Source organism: Vibrio cionasavignyae (assembly GCF_050337155.1).
Lineage (GTDB): Bacteria > Pseudomonadota > Gammaproteobacteria > Enterobacterales > Vibrionaceae > Vibrio > Vibrio nomapromontoriensis.
The window spans coordinates 46,533-62,317 of sequence record NZ_JAKJSR010000033.1; the positions used below are offsets into that span (position 1 = coordinate 46,533).

General features: G+C 44.1%; 17 protein-coding genes and 1 pseudogene. 12 read left to right on the forward strand and 6 right to left on the reverse strand.

What is annotated here, in order from left to right; translation table 11 throughout:
- The first annotated feature begins 97 nt into the window (after positions 1-97).
- Together kdgK and L4D74_RS22900 are read left to right on the forward strand one after the other, a co-directional pair.
- Positions 98-1,027, forward strand: a complete 930-nt coding sequence (kdgK, locus tag L4D74_RS22895) for a 2-dehydro-3-deoxygluconokinase (protein WP_428754760.1) — start codon at positions 98-100, stop codon at positions 1,025-1,027.
- A gap of 12 nt (positions 1,028-1,039) precedes the next feature.
- Positions 1,040-1,663, forward strand: a complete 624-nt coding sequence (locus L4D74_RS22900) for a bifunctional 4-hydroxy-2-oxoglutarate aldolase/2-dehydro-3-deoxy-phosphogluconate aldolase (protein WP_428754761.1) — start codon at positions 1,040-1,042, stop codon at positions 1,661-1,663.
- 208 nt (positions 1,664-1,871) lie between these two features.
- Here the strand turns inward: L4D74_RS22900 and kdgR are convergent, their stop codons facing one another.
- The gene (gene kdgR / locus L4D74_RS22905; RefSeq protein ID WP_428754762.1) at positions 1,872-2,654 is read right to left on the reverse strand and encodes a DNA-binding transcriptional regulator KdgR; all 783 of its coding nucleotides are present in this window, start codon (positions 2,652-2,654) and stop codon (positions 1,872-1,874) included.
- 244 nt (positions 2,655-2,898) lie between these two features.
- Here kdgR and kduD point away from each other — a divergent pair, with 244 nt between their 5' ends.
- The 4 genes from kduD to L4D74_RS22925 are packed head-to-tail and all read left to right on the forward strand — an operon-like array spanning position 2,899 to position 5,194.
- A complete protein-coding gene (gene kduD, locus L4D74_RS22910) occupies positions 2,899-3,660 on the forward strand; it encodes a 2-dehydro-3-deoxy-D-gluconate 5-dehydrogenase KduD (RefSeq protein ID WP_428754763.1) in 762 nt (253 codons plus the stop codon).
- Positions 3,661-3,681: 21 nt separating this feature from the next.
- Positions 3,682-4,200 (forward strand): YgjV family protein, encoded by a 519-nt coding sequence (locus L4D74_RS22915; RefSeq protein WP_428754764.1) that lies wholly within the window; start codon positions 3,682-3,684, stop codon positions 4,198-4,200.
- A gap of 12 nt (positions 4,201-4,212) precedes the next feature.
- Positions 4,213-4,515, forward strand: a complete 303-nt coding sequence (locus L4D74_RS22920) for a cupin domain-containing protein (protein WP_428754765.1) — start codon at positions 4,213-4,215, stop codon at positions 4,513-4,515.
- Between the two features lie 37 nt (positions 4,516-4,552).
- Positions 4,553-5,194: an RpiB/LacA/LacB family sugar-phosphate isomerase gene (locus L4D74_RS22925; RefSeq protein ID WP_428754766.1), complete on the forward strand. Its 642-nt coding sequence runs from the start codon at positions 4,553-4,555 to the stop codon at positions 5,192-5,194.
- A 129-nt stretch (positions 5,195-5,323) separates the two neighbouring features.
- Here L4D74_RS22925 and L4D74_RS22930 read toward each other — a convergent pair whose 3' ends face one another.
- Positions 5,324-6,454 (reverse strand): HlyD family secretion protein, encoded by a 1,131-nt coding sequence (locus L4D74_RS22930; protein WP_428754767.1) that lies wholly within the window; start codon positions 6,452-6,454, stop codon positions 5,324-5,326.
- A 3-nt stretch (positions 6,455-6,457) separates the two neighbouring features.
- Positions 6,458-6,832 carry a DUF3302 domain-containing protein gene (locus L4D74_RS22935; protein WP_428754768.1) on the reverse strand — a complete coding sequence of 125 codons (375 nt, stop codon included), beginning with the start codon at positions 6,830-6,832 and terminating at the stop codon, positions 6,458-6,460.
- A gap of 110 nt (positions 6,833-6,942) precedes the next feature.
- Between L4D74_RS22935 and L4D74_RS22940 the strand changes: the two genes are divergently transcribed.
- Positions 6,943-7,833, forward strand: a complete 891-nt coding sequence (locus tag L4D74_RS22940) for a DMT family transporter (RefSeq protein ID WP_428754769.1) — start codon at positions 6,943-6,945, stop codon at positions 7,831-7,833.
- Between the two features lie 27 nt (positions 7,834-7,860).
- On the opposite strand, the gene L4D74_RS22945 is transcribed toward L4D74_RS22940, so the two are convergent.
- Both L4D74_RS22945 and deoD read right to left on the reverse strand, forming a co-directional pair.
- A complete protein-coding gene (locus tag L4D74_RS22945; RefSeq protein ID WP_428754770.1) occupies positions 7,861-9,429 on the reverse strand; it encodes a transposase in 1,569 nt (522 codons plus the stop codon).
- A 90-nt stretch (positions 9,430-9,519) separates the two neighbouring features.
- Positions 9,520-10,230: a purine-nucleoside phosphorylase gene (deoD, locus tag L4D74_RS22950; protein ID WP_250618054.1), complete on the reverse strand. Its 711-nt coding sequence runs from the start codon at positions 10,228-10,230 to the stop codon at positions 9,520-9,522.
- 329 nt (positions 10,231-10,559) lie between these two features.
- Between deoD and L4D74_RS22955 the strand changes: the two genes are divergently transcribed.
- The 4 genes from L4D74_RS22955 to L4D74_RS22970 are packed head-to-tail and all read left to right on the forward strand — an operon-like array spanning position 10,560 to position 14,677.
- Complete coding sequence (locus tag L4D74_RS22955) at positions 10,560-11,513, forward strand: YbgA family protein (protein ID WP_428754771.1); 954 nt, start codon at positions 10,560-10,562, stop codon at positions 11,511-11,513.
- Positions 11,503-12,291, forward strand: coding sequence for a MerR family transcriptional regulator (locus L4D74_RS22960; RefSeq protein WP_428754772.1), 789 nt, complete (start codon positions 11,503-11,505; stop codon positions 12,289-12,291). Before L4D74_RS22955 ends, L4D74_RS22960 begins: the two co-directional genes overlap by 11 nt.
- A 50-nt stretch (positions 12,292-12,341) precedes the next feature.
- Complete coding sequence (gene phrB, locus L4D74_RS22965; RefSeq protein ID WP_428754773.1) at positions 12,342-13,766, forward strand: deoxyribodipyrimidine photo-lyase; 1,425 nt, start codon at positions 12,342-12,344, stop codon at positions 13,764-13,766.
- On the forward strand, positions 13,766-14,677 hold the full coding sequence (locus L4D74_RS22970) for a L,D-transpeptidase family protein (RefSeq protein ID WP_428754774.1): 912 nt from the start codon (positions 13,766-13,768) through the stop codon (positions 14,675-14,677). Before phrB ends, L4D74_RS22970 begins: the two co-directional genes overlap by 1 nt.
- Positions 14,678-14,952: 275 nt before the next feature.
- Here L4D74_RS22970 and L4D74_RS22975 read toward each other — a convergent pair.
- A pseudogene (locus L4D74_RS22975) lies at positions 14,953-15,492 on the reverse strand (tyrosine-type recombinase/integrase); the annotation flags it as partial.
- A 96-nt stretch (positions 15,493-15,588) separates the two neighbouring features.
- Between L4D74_RS22975 and L4D74_RS22980 the strand changes: the two are divergent.
- Positions 15,589-15,785, forward strand: a 197-nt coding sequence (locus L4D74_RS22980; protein ID WP_428754775.1) for a helix-turn-helix domain-containing protein, incomplete at its 3' end; no start/stop codon positions are given.

Below are 15,785 nucleotides of genomic sequence, written 5' to 3' on the forward strand. Positions count from 1 at the left end.
TAGGGAGTGGAGAAGAACACAAGGACAGGTAAAGGTTCTTGCTCATCCACACAAACAACAAATTAATATTGAATGGAACGCAACTGGACAGTCAACTATGACCCAATACAAAATTGCCATCATTGGCGAATGCATGGTGGAACTGCAACGTAAAGGTGAGCTACTAAAACAGAGTTTTGGTGGCGATACTTTGAATACGGCACTCTATCTTTCGCGTCTTACTCAGCAACATGATCTCACCGTTAGTTATGTGACGGCTTTGGGTGATGACCCTTTTTCTACTGAAATGATGAATGCATGGCAGCAAGAAGGGGTGGATACACATTTAATCTTAAAGCTGAAGGATAAAATGCCTGGTCTTTATCATATTGAAACGGATCATACCGGTGAGCGGACTTTCTTTTATTGGCGTAGTGACGCCGCAGCGAAATACGTTTTTGACCAACCTGAGTCAGCCAGTCTGTTAGAAACCTTGCTGAGTTATGATGCTGTGTATCTAAGCGGAATCACGTTGGCCATTTTAACTGATCATGGCCGTGGTAAGTTGTTTGAATTCTTGAGTGCATTCAAAGCGCGCGGTGGCAAAGTATTTTTCGATAATAATTACCGCCCGAAACTGTGGCGTGATCAAGCGCTTGCTGCCGACACTTATAAAACAATGCTAAGTTACACTGACACGGCTTTATTAACGTTTGACGATGATCAAGCCCTATTTGGTGACAAGGTTGTTGAGCAGTGTATAGAGCGAACTTATCAAGCGGGCGTGACTGAAATTGCTATCAAACGTGGTGCGGAAGATTGCTTAATATATAGCGGTAGTGAAACGACAAGTGTGGCACCAAAACCGATTAGCCATGTTGTGGACACAACGGCAGCAGGTGATTCGTTTAGCGCAGGCTATCTTGCTAAGCGACTTACCGGAGGCAGCGCTGTTGCCTCTGCCGCGATGGGTCACAAAGTCGCGGGCGCAGTCATCCAGCATCAAGGCGCCGTGATTCCAAAGAATGAAACACCAGAACTCGATTAGTAGGACAATTAAATGACAACATTGAATGAAAAACTAGCGGACTTAAAAGTCATCCCAGTTATCGCGATCAACAAGGTTGAAGATGCCGTTCCACTAGGTAAGGCGCTGGTTGAAAATGGCATGCCTTGTGCTGAAATTACCTTCCGCACCGCTTGTGCCGTGGACGCGATTGCCGCTATGCGTAAAGCGTTCCCAGATATGCTAATTGGTGCGGGAACAGTGCTAACCAATGAGCAAGTTGATCAGGCTATCGATGCTGGCGTTGACTTTATTGTCAGCCCAGGCTTTAACCCAAGAACGGTTCAATACTGTATCGATAAGAATATCCCAATTGTTCCGGGTGTTAACAACCCAAGCTTGGTCGAGCAAGCGATGGAGATGGGGTTACGCACATTGAAATTCTTCCCTGCAGAGCCGTCAGGTGGTGTGGGCATGCTTAAAGCGCTAACCGCTGTGTATCCAGTTAAATTCATGCCGACAGGTGGTGTTAGCCTTAACAATGTGGATGATTATCTCTCTATTCCTTCAGTATTGGCATGTGGTGGTACTTGGATGGTACCGACGACGCTTATTGATGAAGGCCGATGGGACGAGTTAGGCGCATTGGTTAAAGATGCGGTAGCTCATGTAAACTAATTCAAATCCGCTGCGCTCGACGGGGCGGTTTTTGATAGCGTTACAGATGATAGAAAAAGAAAAGCAGCCGCGTCATATCGATGCAGGCTGCTTTTTTTGTTTGTTAGTGATGTTGGTGCAAATATGTTTTGTGTAATGAATTCTAGCATATGGCTACAAGCCGACGATGTGAAAAATCGTTGCCCATAACGGAAATGACGAGAGCTAGTTACACAGGGTAGTTCTTGAACCCTAAGTGTTCCGAGATATTCTTACCAGCTTGATGCAGTAGATGTACGTAATGATCTTTTCTGTCTTCGTCAAAGCGAATCGTCGGGAAAGAGATCGATACGCCTGCGATGACCGTACCAAAACGATCATAAACTGGAGCTGCAATGCAACGAAGTCCAGGTTCTTGCTCTTCGTTGTCTTCACCAAAATGTTGTTGTTTGACGACCGCCAACTCCTGTAAAAGTTGCTCGATACTTTCTAGTGTATTCGGCGTGCTTTTGACAAACTCAGCATCGACTAATGCGTGACGAATTGAGGCTTCATCGCGCTCAGCCAGTAATACTTTACCGATTGCGGTCGTGTGCAATGGGTTTCGGCGTCCCACTCTAGAGTGCATTCTTAATGCATGGCTAGAGTCTATTTTATGAACATAGATGATAGAGCCATGATCCAACGCACCAAGGTGGATCGTTTCATTGGTTTCTTCTGAGATCACACGCATTTCTTTTTCCGCTAGCTCAACGAGATCGACCCACTCTAGCGATTTTGAACCCAGTTCAAACATCTTCAATGTTAACGAATATTTGTCAGCTTCACCTTGTTGGGAGACATAGCCAAGCCCTTTCATCGTTTGTAAAAATCGATAAGTTGTGGCTTTAGACATCATTAGACGTTGTGACAGATCGGACACGCCAATCTCTTTTTGGTCACCTAATGACTCTAGAATATTGAATACTTTTAATACCGAAGATACCGCTTCAGGCTGCGTGGATTTCTCCATGGTCATTCCTTTCTCATTATGTCCTACATGCGAAAGCTAACACTGTTCACAATTTTTAAAAAGCCTTTTTAGAAAAAATGATTCAATCACGATCTGTCTCACATTTATTTTCGTCTTCAATGAATATTTTTGAAATGATGTTTTAAAAATATTGCTAATGGTGTTTTATTGCTTTATTGTAATCACATATTCAGTCAGCGATGCACATCGCTACGATGACAATCATAAGTTGAGGAAAAGGAACATGATGTTAGATTCATTTAATTTAAGCGGTAAGGTCGCGATTGTTACTGGTTGTGATACAGGCTTAGGTCAAGGTATGGCGCTTGGTTTAGCAGAAGCTGGCTGTAAAGTAGTAGGTGTTAACTACGTTGAACCAACAGAAACCATCGAGAAAATGCAGGCTGCGGGCCATACTTTCTTAGATGTACGTGCAAACCTACTTAAGCAAGAAGATATTCCAACTGTTATTGATAAAGCAGTGACTGAGTTTGGTCGAATCGATGTGCTAGTGAACAACGCGGGTATTATCCGCCGTGAAGATGCGATCAATTTCTCTGAGCAGGATTGGGATGATGTGATGAACATTAACTCTAAGACTGTTTTCTTTATGTCTCAAGCGGTCTCTAAGCAGTTCATGGCACAAGGCAACGGCGGTAAGATCATCAACATCGCATCAATGTTATCTTACCAAGGCGGTATCCGTGTGCCATCTTACACGGCTTCAAAAAGTGCCGTTATGGGTATCACACGTGCGATGGCGAATGAATGGGCAAGTCACAACATTAATGTGAATGCTATTGCACCTGGGTACATGGCAACGAATAACACACAAGCATTGCGTGAAGATGCTGACCGTAACAAAGCGATCCTAGAGCGTATTCCTGCGAACCGTTGGGGTACACCGTTAGATGTTGCTGGACCATGTGTGTTCCTAGCATCTTCAGCTTCTGATTACATCAATGGCTACACTATTGCTGTTGATGGTGGTTGGTTAGCGCGCTAATACGCAAAGAGAATAAGTGAGATGGGAGGGGAAGTAACGGCACAAGTTTTTGGCTTAATCAGTTTTGCGCTGGGTATGTCGACGTTTTATCAAAAAGACGACAAGAAACTCAAAATTTTGATGCTGTTACTTAACCTTAACCATCTGGTTCACTTTATCTTAATGGGCTCGATGGTGTCGGCGGCAAGCGCGTTACTGTCCACTTTTAGGACAGGAATGGCGATTTATACTCGTTCATTATGGGTTGCGACATTGTTTGTGATAATCAGTGTGGCAGTGGGGGTAACCCTAGCTCAGGATGCATGGCAATTATGGCCAATTGCTGGCACGGTTATCGGAACCATTTCGATATTTGTATTAAAGGATATTCCTTTACGCTTGGGGTTCTTACTTGGCGCTACGTGTTGGCTTATCAATAATATTTCGATTGGGTCAATTGGCGGAAGTTTGCTTGAAGCGTCTGTCATCATGATGAATGTGCTGACGATTGCTCGTTTATATCGCGATAAACGCAGCGCAGATATAGTCTCTCAAGGTTAGTTTATCAATATCATGGTGCGTGAACCGTCTGAAAGACGATATAGCAAGGAGTCATGTTTAGATACCAATAAATGTGACACTGTCACTATTGGTGTCGGAGTTGAGCAAGGGACGGTAGAGAAGCACTGCCATTCACATGAGGAGCTCACACTCGTGCTAACGGGTTGCTTTGAATTTGTATCTAGAGAAGAGACCCAACGACTTCGTGCAGGTGAGGCCATCATTCATGAGGCGCATACTCCACACACAGTGACATGTATTGAAGCGGGTATGATAGTCGACAGTTTCATACCAGGTAGTAAAGAAAGATTTTAGTTATAACTTTTGATTCGCAATATAGCGGGAGAAACAAATGAAAATTGCATTGATGATGGAAAATAGCCAAGCGGGCAAAAACGCGGTGGTTTACAACGAGCTGACTAACGTGGTTGCACCATTAGACTATTCAGTCTTTAACGTTGGTATGAGTGATGAAAACGATCATCATCTTACTTATATCCATCTAGGTATCATGGCAAGCATTCTTGTAAACTCGAAAGCGGTTGATTTTGTTGTGACTGGTTGTGGCACAGGCCAAGGTGCAATGATGTCACTTAACATCCACCCAGGCATTGTTTGTGGCTACTGTTTAGAGCCGTCGGACGCATTCTTGTTTAACCAGATTAACAATGGCAATGCTTTGTCTTTAGCGTTTGCAAAAGGTTATGGCTGGGGTGCGGAACTGAATGTACGCTACATTTTTGAAAAAGCATTTACTACAGGTGAACGTGGTCAAGGCTACCCACTTGAGCGTGCTGAGCCACAACAACGTAACGCTGGTATCTTAAATGATGTTAAAGCGGCAGTGGTTAAAGAAAACTACTTAGACACGCTAAAAGCCATTGATGTTGAATTGGTAAGAACGGCAGTGACAGGTGAACGCTTCCAGCAATGCTTCTTCGAACATTGCCAAGTGCCAGAAATCGAGCAATACGTTCGTTCTCTGCTGGACTAAGAATTTGTCCACTCAAAATTACAGATAGAAAAATGGCAACCCTAGGGTTGCCATTTTTTATCTGGGTCAATCAACATTGTTGTGGCAGTCGTACTAACACGCGTTAAGACCGCTATGGTTCATGTTCTTTTAATGATCCAGATAGAGGTAGTTTTGCCAGCTTTTCATGCGAATTAAGACCTTACGCATGATCGAAACGTGTTCGAAGCTGTCTGAATAAATCGCAATTTCCGCGTTAGAGCCGGTAGGTAGTACGTATTCACTCATGTCGTCATCTAGCACGAGTTTAACCATCGCTCGTCCCGATGTATTAAAGGTTTGCGTGCCTCTTAATGTACCGCTTGCACTAATCTGACCTTCTGCGATAGTAGGCAAGACTTCAACCACTTTACCTTTAAAGACTTTACCTGGCAGTGCTCTAAATAAAAACTCCGCTTCAAAACCTGGCTGCAAGCGTTGCAAAGAGTTTTGTCTAAACGCACCCACAAAGAAGTTATCCTCTGTGTGGACGAACGTCATTAGAGGAACTAAGGGTAGCGGTACTGCCATCATGCCGGGTCTAAGAGCAAGTTGAGTGACATAGCCGTCGGTAGGGGCTAACACGACGGTTTCGCGAAGATTAAACTCCGCTTGTATTAATTGTGCTTTGAGTTGGGCAACGGTGGTATTTTCACCAAAGATCTGAGACTCAAACGCAAGTCGAGCGCTTTCTTCTTTTGCTTGCGCGGCTTCAAGCGCTGCTTGGTTAGCTTTGAATTGCTGACGGCGAGTATCCACTTGCTGTTCGGTAAATGCGCCCTTTTTAAAGCCTTTTTGATAACGGGCGAACTCGCGCTCTGCTTTGTCGCGCTCAGCGGCGGCCTTAATCGTATCGGATTGAGCAGCCTTATAATCACTCTCTAGTTGTAAAACATCTTGATTGGCATCAGCAAGGGCCGCTTTGGCTTTAATGACTTCTGCTTGGTAAGGGATAGGGTCAATTTTTAGCATGACATCGCCCTTTTTCAGTTGTTGGTTGGCTTCAACGTTGACTTCAACGACTTTGCCTCGAACACTGGAAACGATAGGGGTTGTGCTGTAAAACTGTCCACCAATTTGCGTAAACGGATGGTTATAGTTCATTAATAAGATAAGTGTACCAATGAGCACGACACCACCAAGTACCGCGGTTGGGACGGTCCATTTATTCAGCGGGATTTTGAAAATTTTAAAAATGGCGATACACAGCGCGGTGTAAGTTAATATGAGTAATAAATCCATGAATTACTTCTCCTCTTCCGCAGATTGAGTTTGCGGTACATCTTGTCTACTTTTTAAGTAATGGATTTCTTGTTCCATCGTAGCGACTTGGTCGACTAATTTCTCAAGGCGATGATGCAGATCGTGCTGTTCTTCTTCGAGTTTATGAAATCCCCAACCGCGTTCTTTTCGCCAAAGCGTGGCCCAAATCCATAGAAACGGCCAAATCGCGTGGAGGGTAAATAAGCTGACCCAACCAGCGACATGGATGGCGTCTTGATGCGGGTGGTCGCGTTCTTTTGCGATTTCAAAAGGAATATCGTGAATAACAATAATGCCGTAAAATATGACTAGGGCGACGAAAACGAGCAGTCCAAGAGCAAAGTAATCAAGAAACATAGTTCATCCTTGCGAGAGTTAAAATAGCGAATTGAAATAATTCAACTAGTTAAGTATTTGTTATATTTATGTATTGTGCAACAGATAAATGATGATTTAAGAGGAATTTGATGACTTTTATTGGAGAAAGTGCAGCGATTGGTGCTGCCATAGTTTGGGCGGTCGCGACTTGGATTTACAGCCAGTTTAGTCATCATTTTAGCTCTATGCAGCTAAATATTATCAAAGGCTCGATTGCTTCGTTGATGATGCTTATGGTGCTGCCTTTTACCGAGATGCCGGCCGTGGAGATTGATCCTAGCTATTTATGGATATTGGGTATTTCTGGGGTGATAGGCATTGCCATTGGAGACAGCGCTTATTTTTCAGCCCTTAAGCGAATCGGCGCAAATAAGACACTATTACTGGAATCGTTAGCGCCGCCTTTATCAGGGGTTTTGGCATTGGTCTTTTTGGGCAGTGCCTTACAACTTCAAAGTTGGCTCGGTGTTCTTATCACAACGATTGCTGTGACGTCGGTGGTATTTCAACCTAATGATAGTGCAGAAAAGGGCTATGATTTAAAAGGGATTGGTTTTGGATTATTGGCAAGTATTTGTCAGGCATCTGGGGTGGTGATTTCTCATTTTGCCTTGGTACAAGGTGATTTGCCACCCTTACTCGGGGCATTAATTCGTTTAACGATAGGCGTTGCGGCTGTTGCTATGGTGGTAGGGTTTGTCGAAAAGAAACCGTTTTCTGCCATCAAAAAACAGTGTACGAGGATGAACCGTAACAACTGGTTGTGGTTACTTGCCGCTATTTTTGTCGGCACATTCTTGGCGTTATGGTTACAGCAAGTGGCGTTGAAACACGCTAACCCCGCAATCGCACAAACATTGATTGCCACCAGCCCACTGTTTATTTTAATTATCTACACAATCCGTGGCGAAAAGATCAGCCGTCGTAGTGTTGTTGGTACTTTATTCGCGGTGTTTGGGGTATCGTTATTCTTTCTTTAAACGTTGTGTTTTAAAAAGATACCCCACTTATTCTAGTAGCTGCTTTAACGTCATAGGGGCCTCACAGACATTCAGTCTTTGAGCGGCTGTGAGCCCTTGTTTATCTTGATAGCAGAGGTTATGCCAAGCCCGAAAGATGTCGAGCAGCGGCATAATACCGCCCGGTCTTAATTTTCGTCTTGGCTCATTAATAAAGCTTTCAAATAGCAATTGGAAACGAGCTTGGTAAAATTCAACACTCTCAGTTGAGGCCACCTGTAGCCAATAATTGGTATCGTCCACGTTATCTGACGAAGAGTTTGTGCCTGACAGAGAATCACTCGCGGATGATAGATAGCATAACCCCTTGCTGGCTCCACTAGCCTGGTGCGCAATAGCCCAACGATCACGCCACCAGCCCATAAGAGCAATATCGGTTGTTTTTGACAGCCCGCTATTATCCCAGTTGGGATCTTGCATCACGTATAGCAGATCGACGTTGTCGTTCTTGATACGTTCAAGGTACACCGTTAATGCAGCTGAGCGAAGCACTGGGTCTTGAGGCATAAAGATAGCTAATGGTTTTTCGTTACCTATCATTTGTGAAATATGCAGGTAATGCGCATAGGAAGTGTAGGGAGCCCTTATAATCGTGCCTGTATTAGGGTAGTGGAACTTAGAAAAATTGCCCAAAGGGTCTTCAACGTTGCTTCTTGCTAGAATATTCTGATAGTTAATATCTATACGCTCTTTGATGCTAGTGGGTGTTTTTTCTACTGGAGTGTTGTTAACACGACTTTTAGGGCTTCGCTCGCTTTCGGTGCGCTCATTTGTGTTGCCATAATTTTCCGCGACATATTGATGAGGCAGAAACTGGGCATTTTTTTGATAGGCATCGTGATCAAGTTGGGTACTGGGTGTGCTTTCTAATGTGTAATTGGTGTGCTGGCACAGTACATAGCCAGAATTTACGTCACAGGTTGCGAACCAAAAAACACCGTTATGGCTAGCGGGTTGCAGACTTTGGTAACTTGAAGCAAGGGTATAATGACTCGCATGATTCAACCAGCGCGCATCAATATGGGCGAGCTTTCTACGACAACGACTCGCGATTTGGTCGATATTGTCATAAAACGTTTTAGGGTTGATGCTGAGTTTACGGCAGATTTCTCTGACGGAGTAACCGGTAAATAAGAACGCTAGCAAAGCTTCTTGAAACTCAATTTTTTTGTTGGATCCAGACCATTTATCGACAAATGTCCCTTGGCACAGTTTACATCGGTAGCGCTGCCGATCACCGCTAAACCCAAAAGCGTGATAACGCTCTTTGTGGGTATCGACCGAAAGACCAAAGTTAGCGCATTGGCTATCTTTACACGCTGGCAGTCCATCGTCGTGAGTCAGCCGCAAGCGGTTTAGCTCGCAGAGGACTTCTTGGTTGTTAAGTAGGGGGGGAAACGCACCACATTCTCGGCATACCATCGCAGGTCGCTTAGGATTACTGTGTTGCAAAATATAAAGATTTGCATCACTTTTTCCAAAATTGTCACACGCCAATGTTTTACAAAAATTGAGCTGTAATCCATTCGCGGCCAGCGGCAATTTGCCTTCTGACACGTTCACCCCCTATGGTTTGTGAAAAAGGTTCATAAAAACAGTTTTAAAAAAAGCCAGTGCAACTTCAGGCGTTGAACTGGCTTTTAACATTTATAGGTTGATGGCAGTTTCTAGCGCGACAGTCATCATTTCGTTAAATGACTTTTGACGGTCTTCAGAACTTAATTTCTCGCCACGGATAATATGGTCGGAAACCGTAAGAATAGTCAGTGCTTTTGCGCCCAAGTCTGCGGCAACGCCATAGATACCGGCCGCTTCCATATCCACACCTAAAATACCTAGATGTTTCATTTTGTCGAAGATGTCTGCTTCTGGTGTATAGAACAGGTCAGCAGAGAAAATATTACCCACTTTAACGGGAACGTTTTGGCTACGGGCCTGCTTTACGGCTTCTTCTAAGAGACCAAAATCAGCAATAGCAGCAAAGTCATGGTCATTGAAGCGGATGCGGTTAACTTTTGAGTCGGTTGATGCGCCCATGCCAATAACGACATCCATTAGGTTAACATCGTCACGTACCGCCCCACAGCTGCCTACTCGAATCACGTTCTTAACGCCGAAATCTTTGATGAGCTCGTGAACGTAGATACAGCAAGATGGGATACCCATGCCATGGCCCATAACTGAAACACGTTGACCTTTATAAGTACCGGTATAGCCAAACATATTGCGCACATCACATACTTTTTCTACGTCTTCTAAAAACGTATCAGCGATATATTGAGCGCGAAGCGGATCGCCTGGCATCAGGACTGTTTCAGCAAAATCACCCGGGTTTGCATTGATATGAGGGGTAGCCATGGTATTGCTCCTAATATTTTAACGAATTCTGTTGAATGTAATCATTCTTTGTTGAAATGAATGTTAGCTCTAATAATAAGGCTTCTATGAGATTTTAATCACATTTTTCTTTTAATGTTACTAGTTAAGTTGGCATGATAACTAAATCTGTTGAAAGTGAAAGGGCAATCGATTGACTGAGTGAATCCTAGGTGCTGAAGAAAAAAGTGCTGCATGAGTGAACTGTTACACAAGAGCTACGTAAGATTGTACAGAACAATTTTTTGTATCACTTATTTCATTGTGTCTTTGCCTGTATGCGAGCGCACTTTAAACACAAGGAGAACTTCATGAATGAGCCAGTCATCACTATTGGAATCAGTTCTTGCCTATTGGGTGAAAACGTACGTTTCGATTCAGGTCACAAGCAAAGCAGTTATGTAAACAAAGAGCTGAGGGAGTATTTTTCGTTTGTGTCTGTCTGTCCTGAGGTAGGGATGGGGCTCCCTGTGCCCCGTCCAACCATTCGTTTAATGTCAAATGAAGAGCGAATTAGGTTAGTAGAAACGAAGGATGTAACTCAGGATCATACGGACGGTATGTTGGCCTTCACTCACAGCAAAGTCGCTGAGTTGGAAAATACCCAGATGTGTGGGTATATCGTATGTGCTAAGTCTCCAAGCTGTGGGATGGAGAGAGTGAAGGTCTATACCGTTGGTCATGCCAAAGCGAATGGGGTTGGTTTGTATACCGAACATTTGATGAAGAAAATGCCATGGTTGCCCGTAGAAGAGGACGGCAGGCTGAATGATCCTGTGCTTAAAGAGAACTTTATATCTCGCGTGTTTGGGCTAAATGATTTTTACCAGTCTATGCAAGGTCAGCCTACTCCGGGGAAAATTGTTGATTTTCACTCCCGTTACAAACTGACGTTGATGGCTCATAACCCGACATCATATAAAACGCTAGGTAGATTGGTTGCTCATCAAAGCGAGTACGCTCCTGATGAATTTTACCAAGCCTATCGGTTGGGGTTGATGGAAGGACTGAAGCACCGAGTGTCTCGTAAAAATGCCACTAATGTCCTCATGCACATTCAAGGGTATTTTAAGCGAGCGTTAGATGCAGATGAAAAGCGTGAACTGGCACAAGTGATAGACGATTATCGTACAGGCTTACTGCCTTTGCTTTCGCCGCTCACTTTGTTAAAGCACTATCTCCGTGCATACCCTGATGATTATCTTGCTTCGCAACGGTTCTTGCAGCCTCACCCAGAAGAAATGCGTCTGCGTTATGGGCTTTAATCATGCTCGTTACGCCATTCGAGACGTTGCACAGATGACTGGGGTAAAACCCGTCACTCTAAGAGCATGGCAGAGGCGTTATAATCTTGTCCAACCTGAGCGCACAGAGAAAGGGCATCGTTTATATACAGAAAAAGATGTGGAGACGATTAAACGTGTCCAGGGTTGGCTTGCAAAAGGGGTATCCATTGGCAAAGTCAAAGCTTTGTTGGCGTCAAATACTTTACCTACGGAGCACGAACCGTCTCAGCGCCTTGATGAAGTGGAGCAACTACTTCAAGCTCTAAGCTTATTAGATGGTGACGAGGTAGGAAAAATTCTCCGTTTTGTCTTGAAAGAGTACCCTCTGGATATCGTAGAAACGCAATGTGTTATCCCGGTGTTGATGGCGATAGATTTTGTCAAAATGGGTCAACGGTCGCTGCAATATGCGTTATTTCGCACCTTACTCATTCATCAGTTGTTACTGATGATCCAAGCTGAGTCAAAAAAGGGCGGTAAACATCAATACCTTCTCGTTAATTTGGACACGGTAGGCAACCTTTTTGCTTGGCTTTTTTACGCCCGACTCGTTGAAAAAGAGGGGCGAGTGATATTTTTAGATGGTGTTGATGATATTGGAGCCTTATTCAATGAAGAGGTGATCGCTGCGTATCATGGGGTGCACTTATTTGCGGAAAAGTCTTTATCGGAGAAGCATCTTTCTGTGATAAGAGAGCAGCGAGCCAACCATAGTGTTCCGGTTTATGTTTCACCTGTTATAGAACATTTAATTTGATGTTTAATGTGACCGCTAAGCCTAGTAACTCAACGCTTTAGGAGAGCTCAATGAAACGATTAGTGTTATTCAATCGTGATCTAAGAACTATCGATAATACCGCTTTAATTCAAGCTGTTGATGGCGAGACACCAGTAATAGCCGTATTTATAGCGACACCACAGCAGTGGGTGCAGCATGACTTGGCGCCGATTCAGGCTGATCTCATTCGCAGGCGCTTGGAGGCGCTAAATACAGAGCTTGAGCTATTGAACATACCGTTGCTCTATCATCAGTGTGACAATTTTGAACGGGCTAATGAGTGGTTGCTGGCATTGTCAATTGAGCTAGGTGTGACCGAGCTATTCTTGAATCTTGATTATGAAGTTAATGAAAGAAATAGAATTTCTGCGCTGTCAGAACAGTTTAAACAGCATGGTAAAACGGTTTGTTCATTTGATGACAAATGCATACTTCGGCCGGGCAGTGTATTAAATAAACAAGGCCAAAACTTCAAAGTTTTTACGCCATTCAAAAATGCTTGGAAAGCGCAGTTTACACTAGCCAGAGTTCGCAAGCCGATAGTCTCCGTCCCTACCGATGCTCCGTTTCATTATCGGTATGCGTCGAATGTACCGTTTAGCTATCCACTGGTGTCGAGTTTACCTCTGCCGGTGGATACCGACAGCATCATAGATAGGTTGCGGACATTTAGTCACGATAGGGTTATGTATTACCATCAGGATCGAGATTATCCTGCGGTGGATGGGACGAGCCAACTTAGTGCTTATTTAGCGATAGGGGCACTTTCAGCCAGACAGTGTGTGGCTCGCCTCTATCTTGATGCGACAATGTCCGATGGTCAAGAACCGTCATTATCAGAAGGTCCCGAGGTATGGCTAAGTGAGTTAATTTGGCGAGAGTTTTATCAGCACCTAGTGCACTTTGAACCTAAATTAAGTCGTCGTCATGGCTACCTTAGCTGGGAAAAAAAACTGATTTGGCAAGGGCGTGAAGACGTCTTTAAACAATGGACTAATGGTGTGACAGGTTATCCCATTGTTGATGCGGCAATGCGTCAACTTAATGCTACAGGCTGGATGCATAACCGGTTGCGTATGATTGTGGCAAGCTTTTTAATCAAGGATCTTCACGTAGATTGGCGATGGGGTGAAGCCTACTTTATGTCCAAGCTGGTGGATGGGGATTTCGCTGCAAATAACGGGGGTTGGCAGTGGTGTGCATCTACAGGGTGTGATGGACAGCCTTACTTTCGTATTTTTAACCCTATTCGCCAGGGCGAGCGTTTTGACGCACAGGGGGAGTTTATTCGTCAGTGGATTCCGGAGCTCGCCCAGGTGCCAAATCGTCATATTCATCAACCTTGGCGGTGGGAAGCGTTTCAAAAGTTGGAATATCCTGAACCGATAGTTGATCACAAGACACAAAGAGAGATAACCTTAAGCGTATATAAAGAAGCAAGGGATCAACATTGATGTATCGTAGGACGATTTTAGCGGCTTGTCTGAGCTTCTCACAATGGATAAGTGCTGCCACCTATACGCTTCCAGAAGATGGCAGTAACTTGGTTGGGACAATTCAATATCATAGTATTGTCGCTGGACAAACGATGTCTGATATTGCGAAGCAATACGACGTTGGTTTTTTGTCTTTAATGGCAGCAAACAAGGGGGTTGACCCTTTTTTACCTCCCGAAGACTATGTCTTGACGATCCCAAGTCAGACGATATTGCCAGAGGTTGAATACAAAGGAATTGTCATCAACCTTGCGGAACTAAGACTTTATTATTTTGAGCCAGAAAAAGATATCGTCCACATTTTCCCCGTCGGTATAGGTCGAATCGGGCAAGATACGCCAGAAATGACGACTAAAATCAGCCAACTACGGAAGAACCCGACGTGGACACCTCCTGCGTCAATACGTAAGGATTACTTAGCGAAAGGGATTGAACTCCCTGACGTTGTACCTGCAGGTCCAGAAAATCCGCTAGGGGACTACGCTATGCGCTTAGCGTATGGGACGGGATCATATTTGATTCACGGCACCAATAAAGACTTTGGCATCGGCTTACGAGTCAGTGCTGGGTGTATCCGTATGGATCCCAAAGATATTGATTGGCTGTTTAATGAAGCGAAAGTTGGACTACAAGTTCGCGTTATCGATGAGCCAATTAAAGTCGCTCTTGAGCCAGACAGAAGTGTATTTATTGAAGCACATGAGCCATTGACGAGAAGTGATGGCACGAAAAAAGCCATGTTAGTTCCACAAGAACTAGAATGGTGGTTAGAAGAGTATGGGATTTCTGACCGAATCGCTAAAGCCGTTGTGTTGGCGCAAAATGGTGTTCCCGTTGAAGTGGTACCACCGATGGAAGCGCTTGAATAGTCATCGTATTGTTAGTATGAAGCGTTAGTAGGCTAGTGTTTAGTATTAGCTCCAGATTGAAAGAAAAAAAACACCCGCATATAGCGGGTGTTTTTTATTTATCTGTGTTGCTTACTTAGTGTAATGCGTAGTCATTTTTAGAAGCCAGTAAAACCAAGGGTTCCGTAGGCATTTCAATGCGTTACTGGTTTCTCGTTTCGCCAGTATTGTTCAATAATGACCAGTATTCGGAAAATCTGTCGCCATTTTGTCGCCATTTTTCGTTAAATTTATGGCTACAATCCCAAGCTGGAAATCGGGTTTAATTCCGCTGCCTGAATGAGGTGATCGGGCGAGAAATGGGAATAACGCATCGTCATTTTGATGTCACTGTGACCAAGGATTTTTTGCAGTACCAAAATGTTTCCTCCTGCCTCCATAAATCGGCTTGCAAAGGTATGACGAAAAACGTGGGTATTCTGTCCATCCGGTAAGTCTGGGAATGTTTGGTTAATTAAAAACGCAATGCCGTGATGGCAGCATTTAAACAGCCGATCCTTTTCACCCGTTGGTTCAAACGCTATCAGTTCATTATAGAGCTTCTCTGTGATAGGCACCGTGCGGTTCTTTTTGCTCTTGGTATCCAAAAATGTGATTTTGAATTTAGTAACCTGCGATACACGAAGATTATTGGCTTCTGAAATACGTGCGCCTGTAGATAAGCAAATTTTACAGACCAGCTCGTATTCTTTGGCGCGTTTGCTTTTAGTGATCCTCTCAAAAAGCGCAGTAATATCCTTATCTGAGAAGAAGCCCATTTCAGATTCCGTCACGGGTGTCAGCGCCGATGTAAAAATGACCCACTAACGCCGATTTAAAATTGACCCACCTGAGGCAAACTATCCGTTCGTAAATGGACAAAGCGGCGGATTATGATCAATCAGGAGCAACTAGTGGAAATACACGTTTTACATCAGCAAGGGCAAAGCATCCGCCGCATCGCGAGAGATTTAGGTATCTCAAGGAATACCGTTCGCACTTATCTTCGAGACAGAAGTAAAGAGTCTGTGTATCCCGAGCGGCAATCTCGACCAACCAAATTACAGCCTTACCACGACTACTTGCGCAC

Bases quoted from the DNA above. Each gene is read 5' to 3' on its own strand.
- kdgK (WP_428754760.1), top strand. From the start codon at position 98: ATGACCCAATACAAAATTGCCATCATTGGCGAATGCATGGTGGAACTG.
- L4D74_RS22900 (WP_428754761.1), top strand. From the start codon at position 1,040: ATGACAACATTGAATGAAAAACTAGCGGACTTAAAAGTCATCCCAGTT.
- kdgR (WP_428754762.1), bottom strand. From the start codon at position 2,654: ATGGAGAAATCCACGCAGCCTGAAGCGGTATCTTCGGTATTAAAAGTA.
- kduD (WP_428754763.1), top strand. From the start codon at position 2,899: ATGATGTTAGATTCATTTAATTTAAGCGGTAAGGTCGCGATTGTTACT.
- L4D74_RS22915 (WP_428754764.1), top strand. From the start codon at position 3,682: ATGGGAGGGGAAGTAACGGCACAAGTTTTTGGCTTAATCAGTTTTGCG.
- L4D74_RS22920 (WP_428754765.1), top strand. From the start codon at position 4,213: ATGGTGCGTGAACCGTCTGAAAGACGATATAGCAAGGAGTCATGTTTA.
- L4D74_RS22925 (WP_428754766.1), top strand. From the start codon at position 4,553: ATGAAAATTGCATTGATGATGGAAAATAGCCAAGCGGGCAAAAACGCG.
- L4D74_RS22930 (WP_428754767.1), bottom strand. From the start codon at position 6,454: ATGGATTTATTACTCATATTAACTTACACCGCGCTGTGTATCGCCATT.
- L4D74_RS22935 (WP_428754768.1), bottom strand. From the start codon at position 6,832: ATGTTTCTTGATTACTTTGCTCTTGGACTGCTCGTTTTCGTCGCCCTA.
- L4D74_RS22940 (WP_428754769.1), top strand. From the start codon at position 6,943: ATGACTTTTATTGGAGAAAGTGCAGCGATTGGTGCTGCCATAGTTTGG.
- deoD (WP_250618054.1), bottom strand. From the start codon at position 10,230: ATGGCTACCCCTCATATCAATGCAAACCCGGGTGATTTTGCTGAAACA.
- L4D74_RS22955 (WP_428754771.1), top strand. From the start codon at position 10,560: ATGAATGAGCCAGTCATCACTATTGGAATCAGTTCTTGCCTATTGGGT.
- L4D74_RS22960 (WP_428754772.1), top strand. From the start codon at position 11,503: ATGGGCTTTAATCATGCTCGTTACGCCATTCGAGACGTTGCACAGATG.
- phrB (WP_428754773.1), top strand. From the start codon at position 12,342: ATGAAACGATTAGTGTTATTCAATCGTGATCTAAGAACTATCGATAAT.
- L4D74_RS22970 (WP_428754774.1), top strand. From the start codon at position 13,766: ATGTATCGTAGGACGATTTTAGCGGCTTGTCTGAGCTTCTCACAATGG.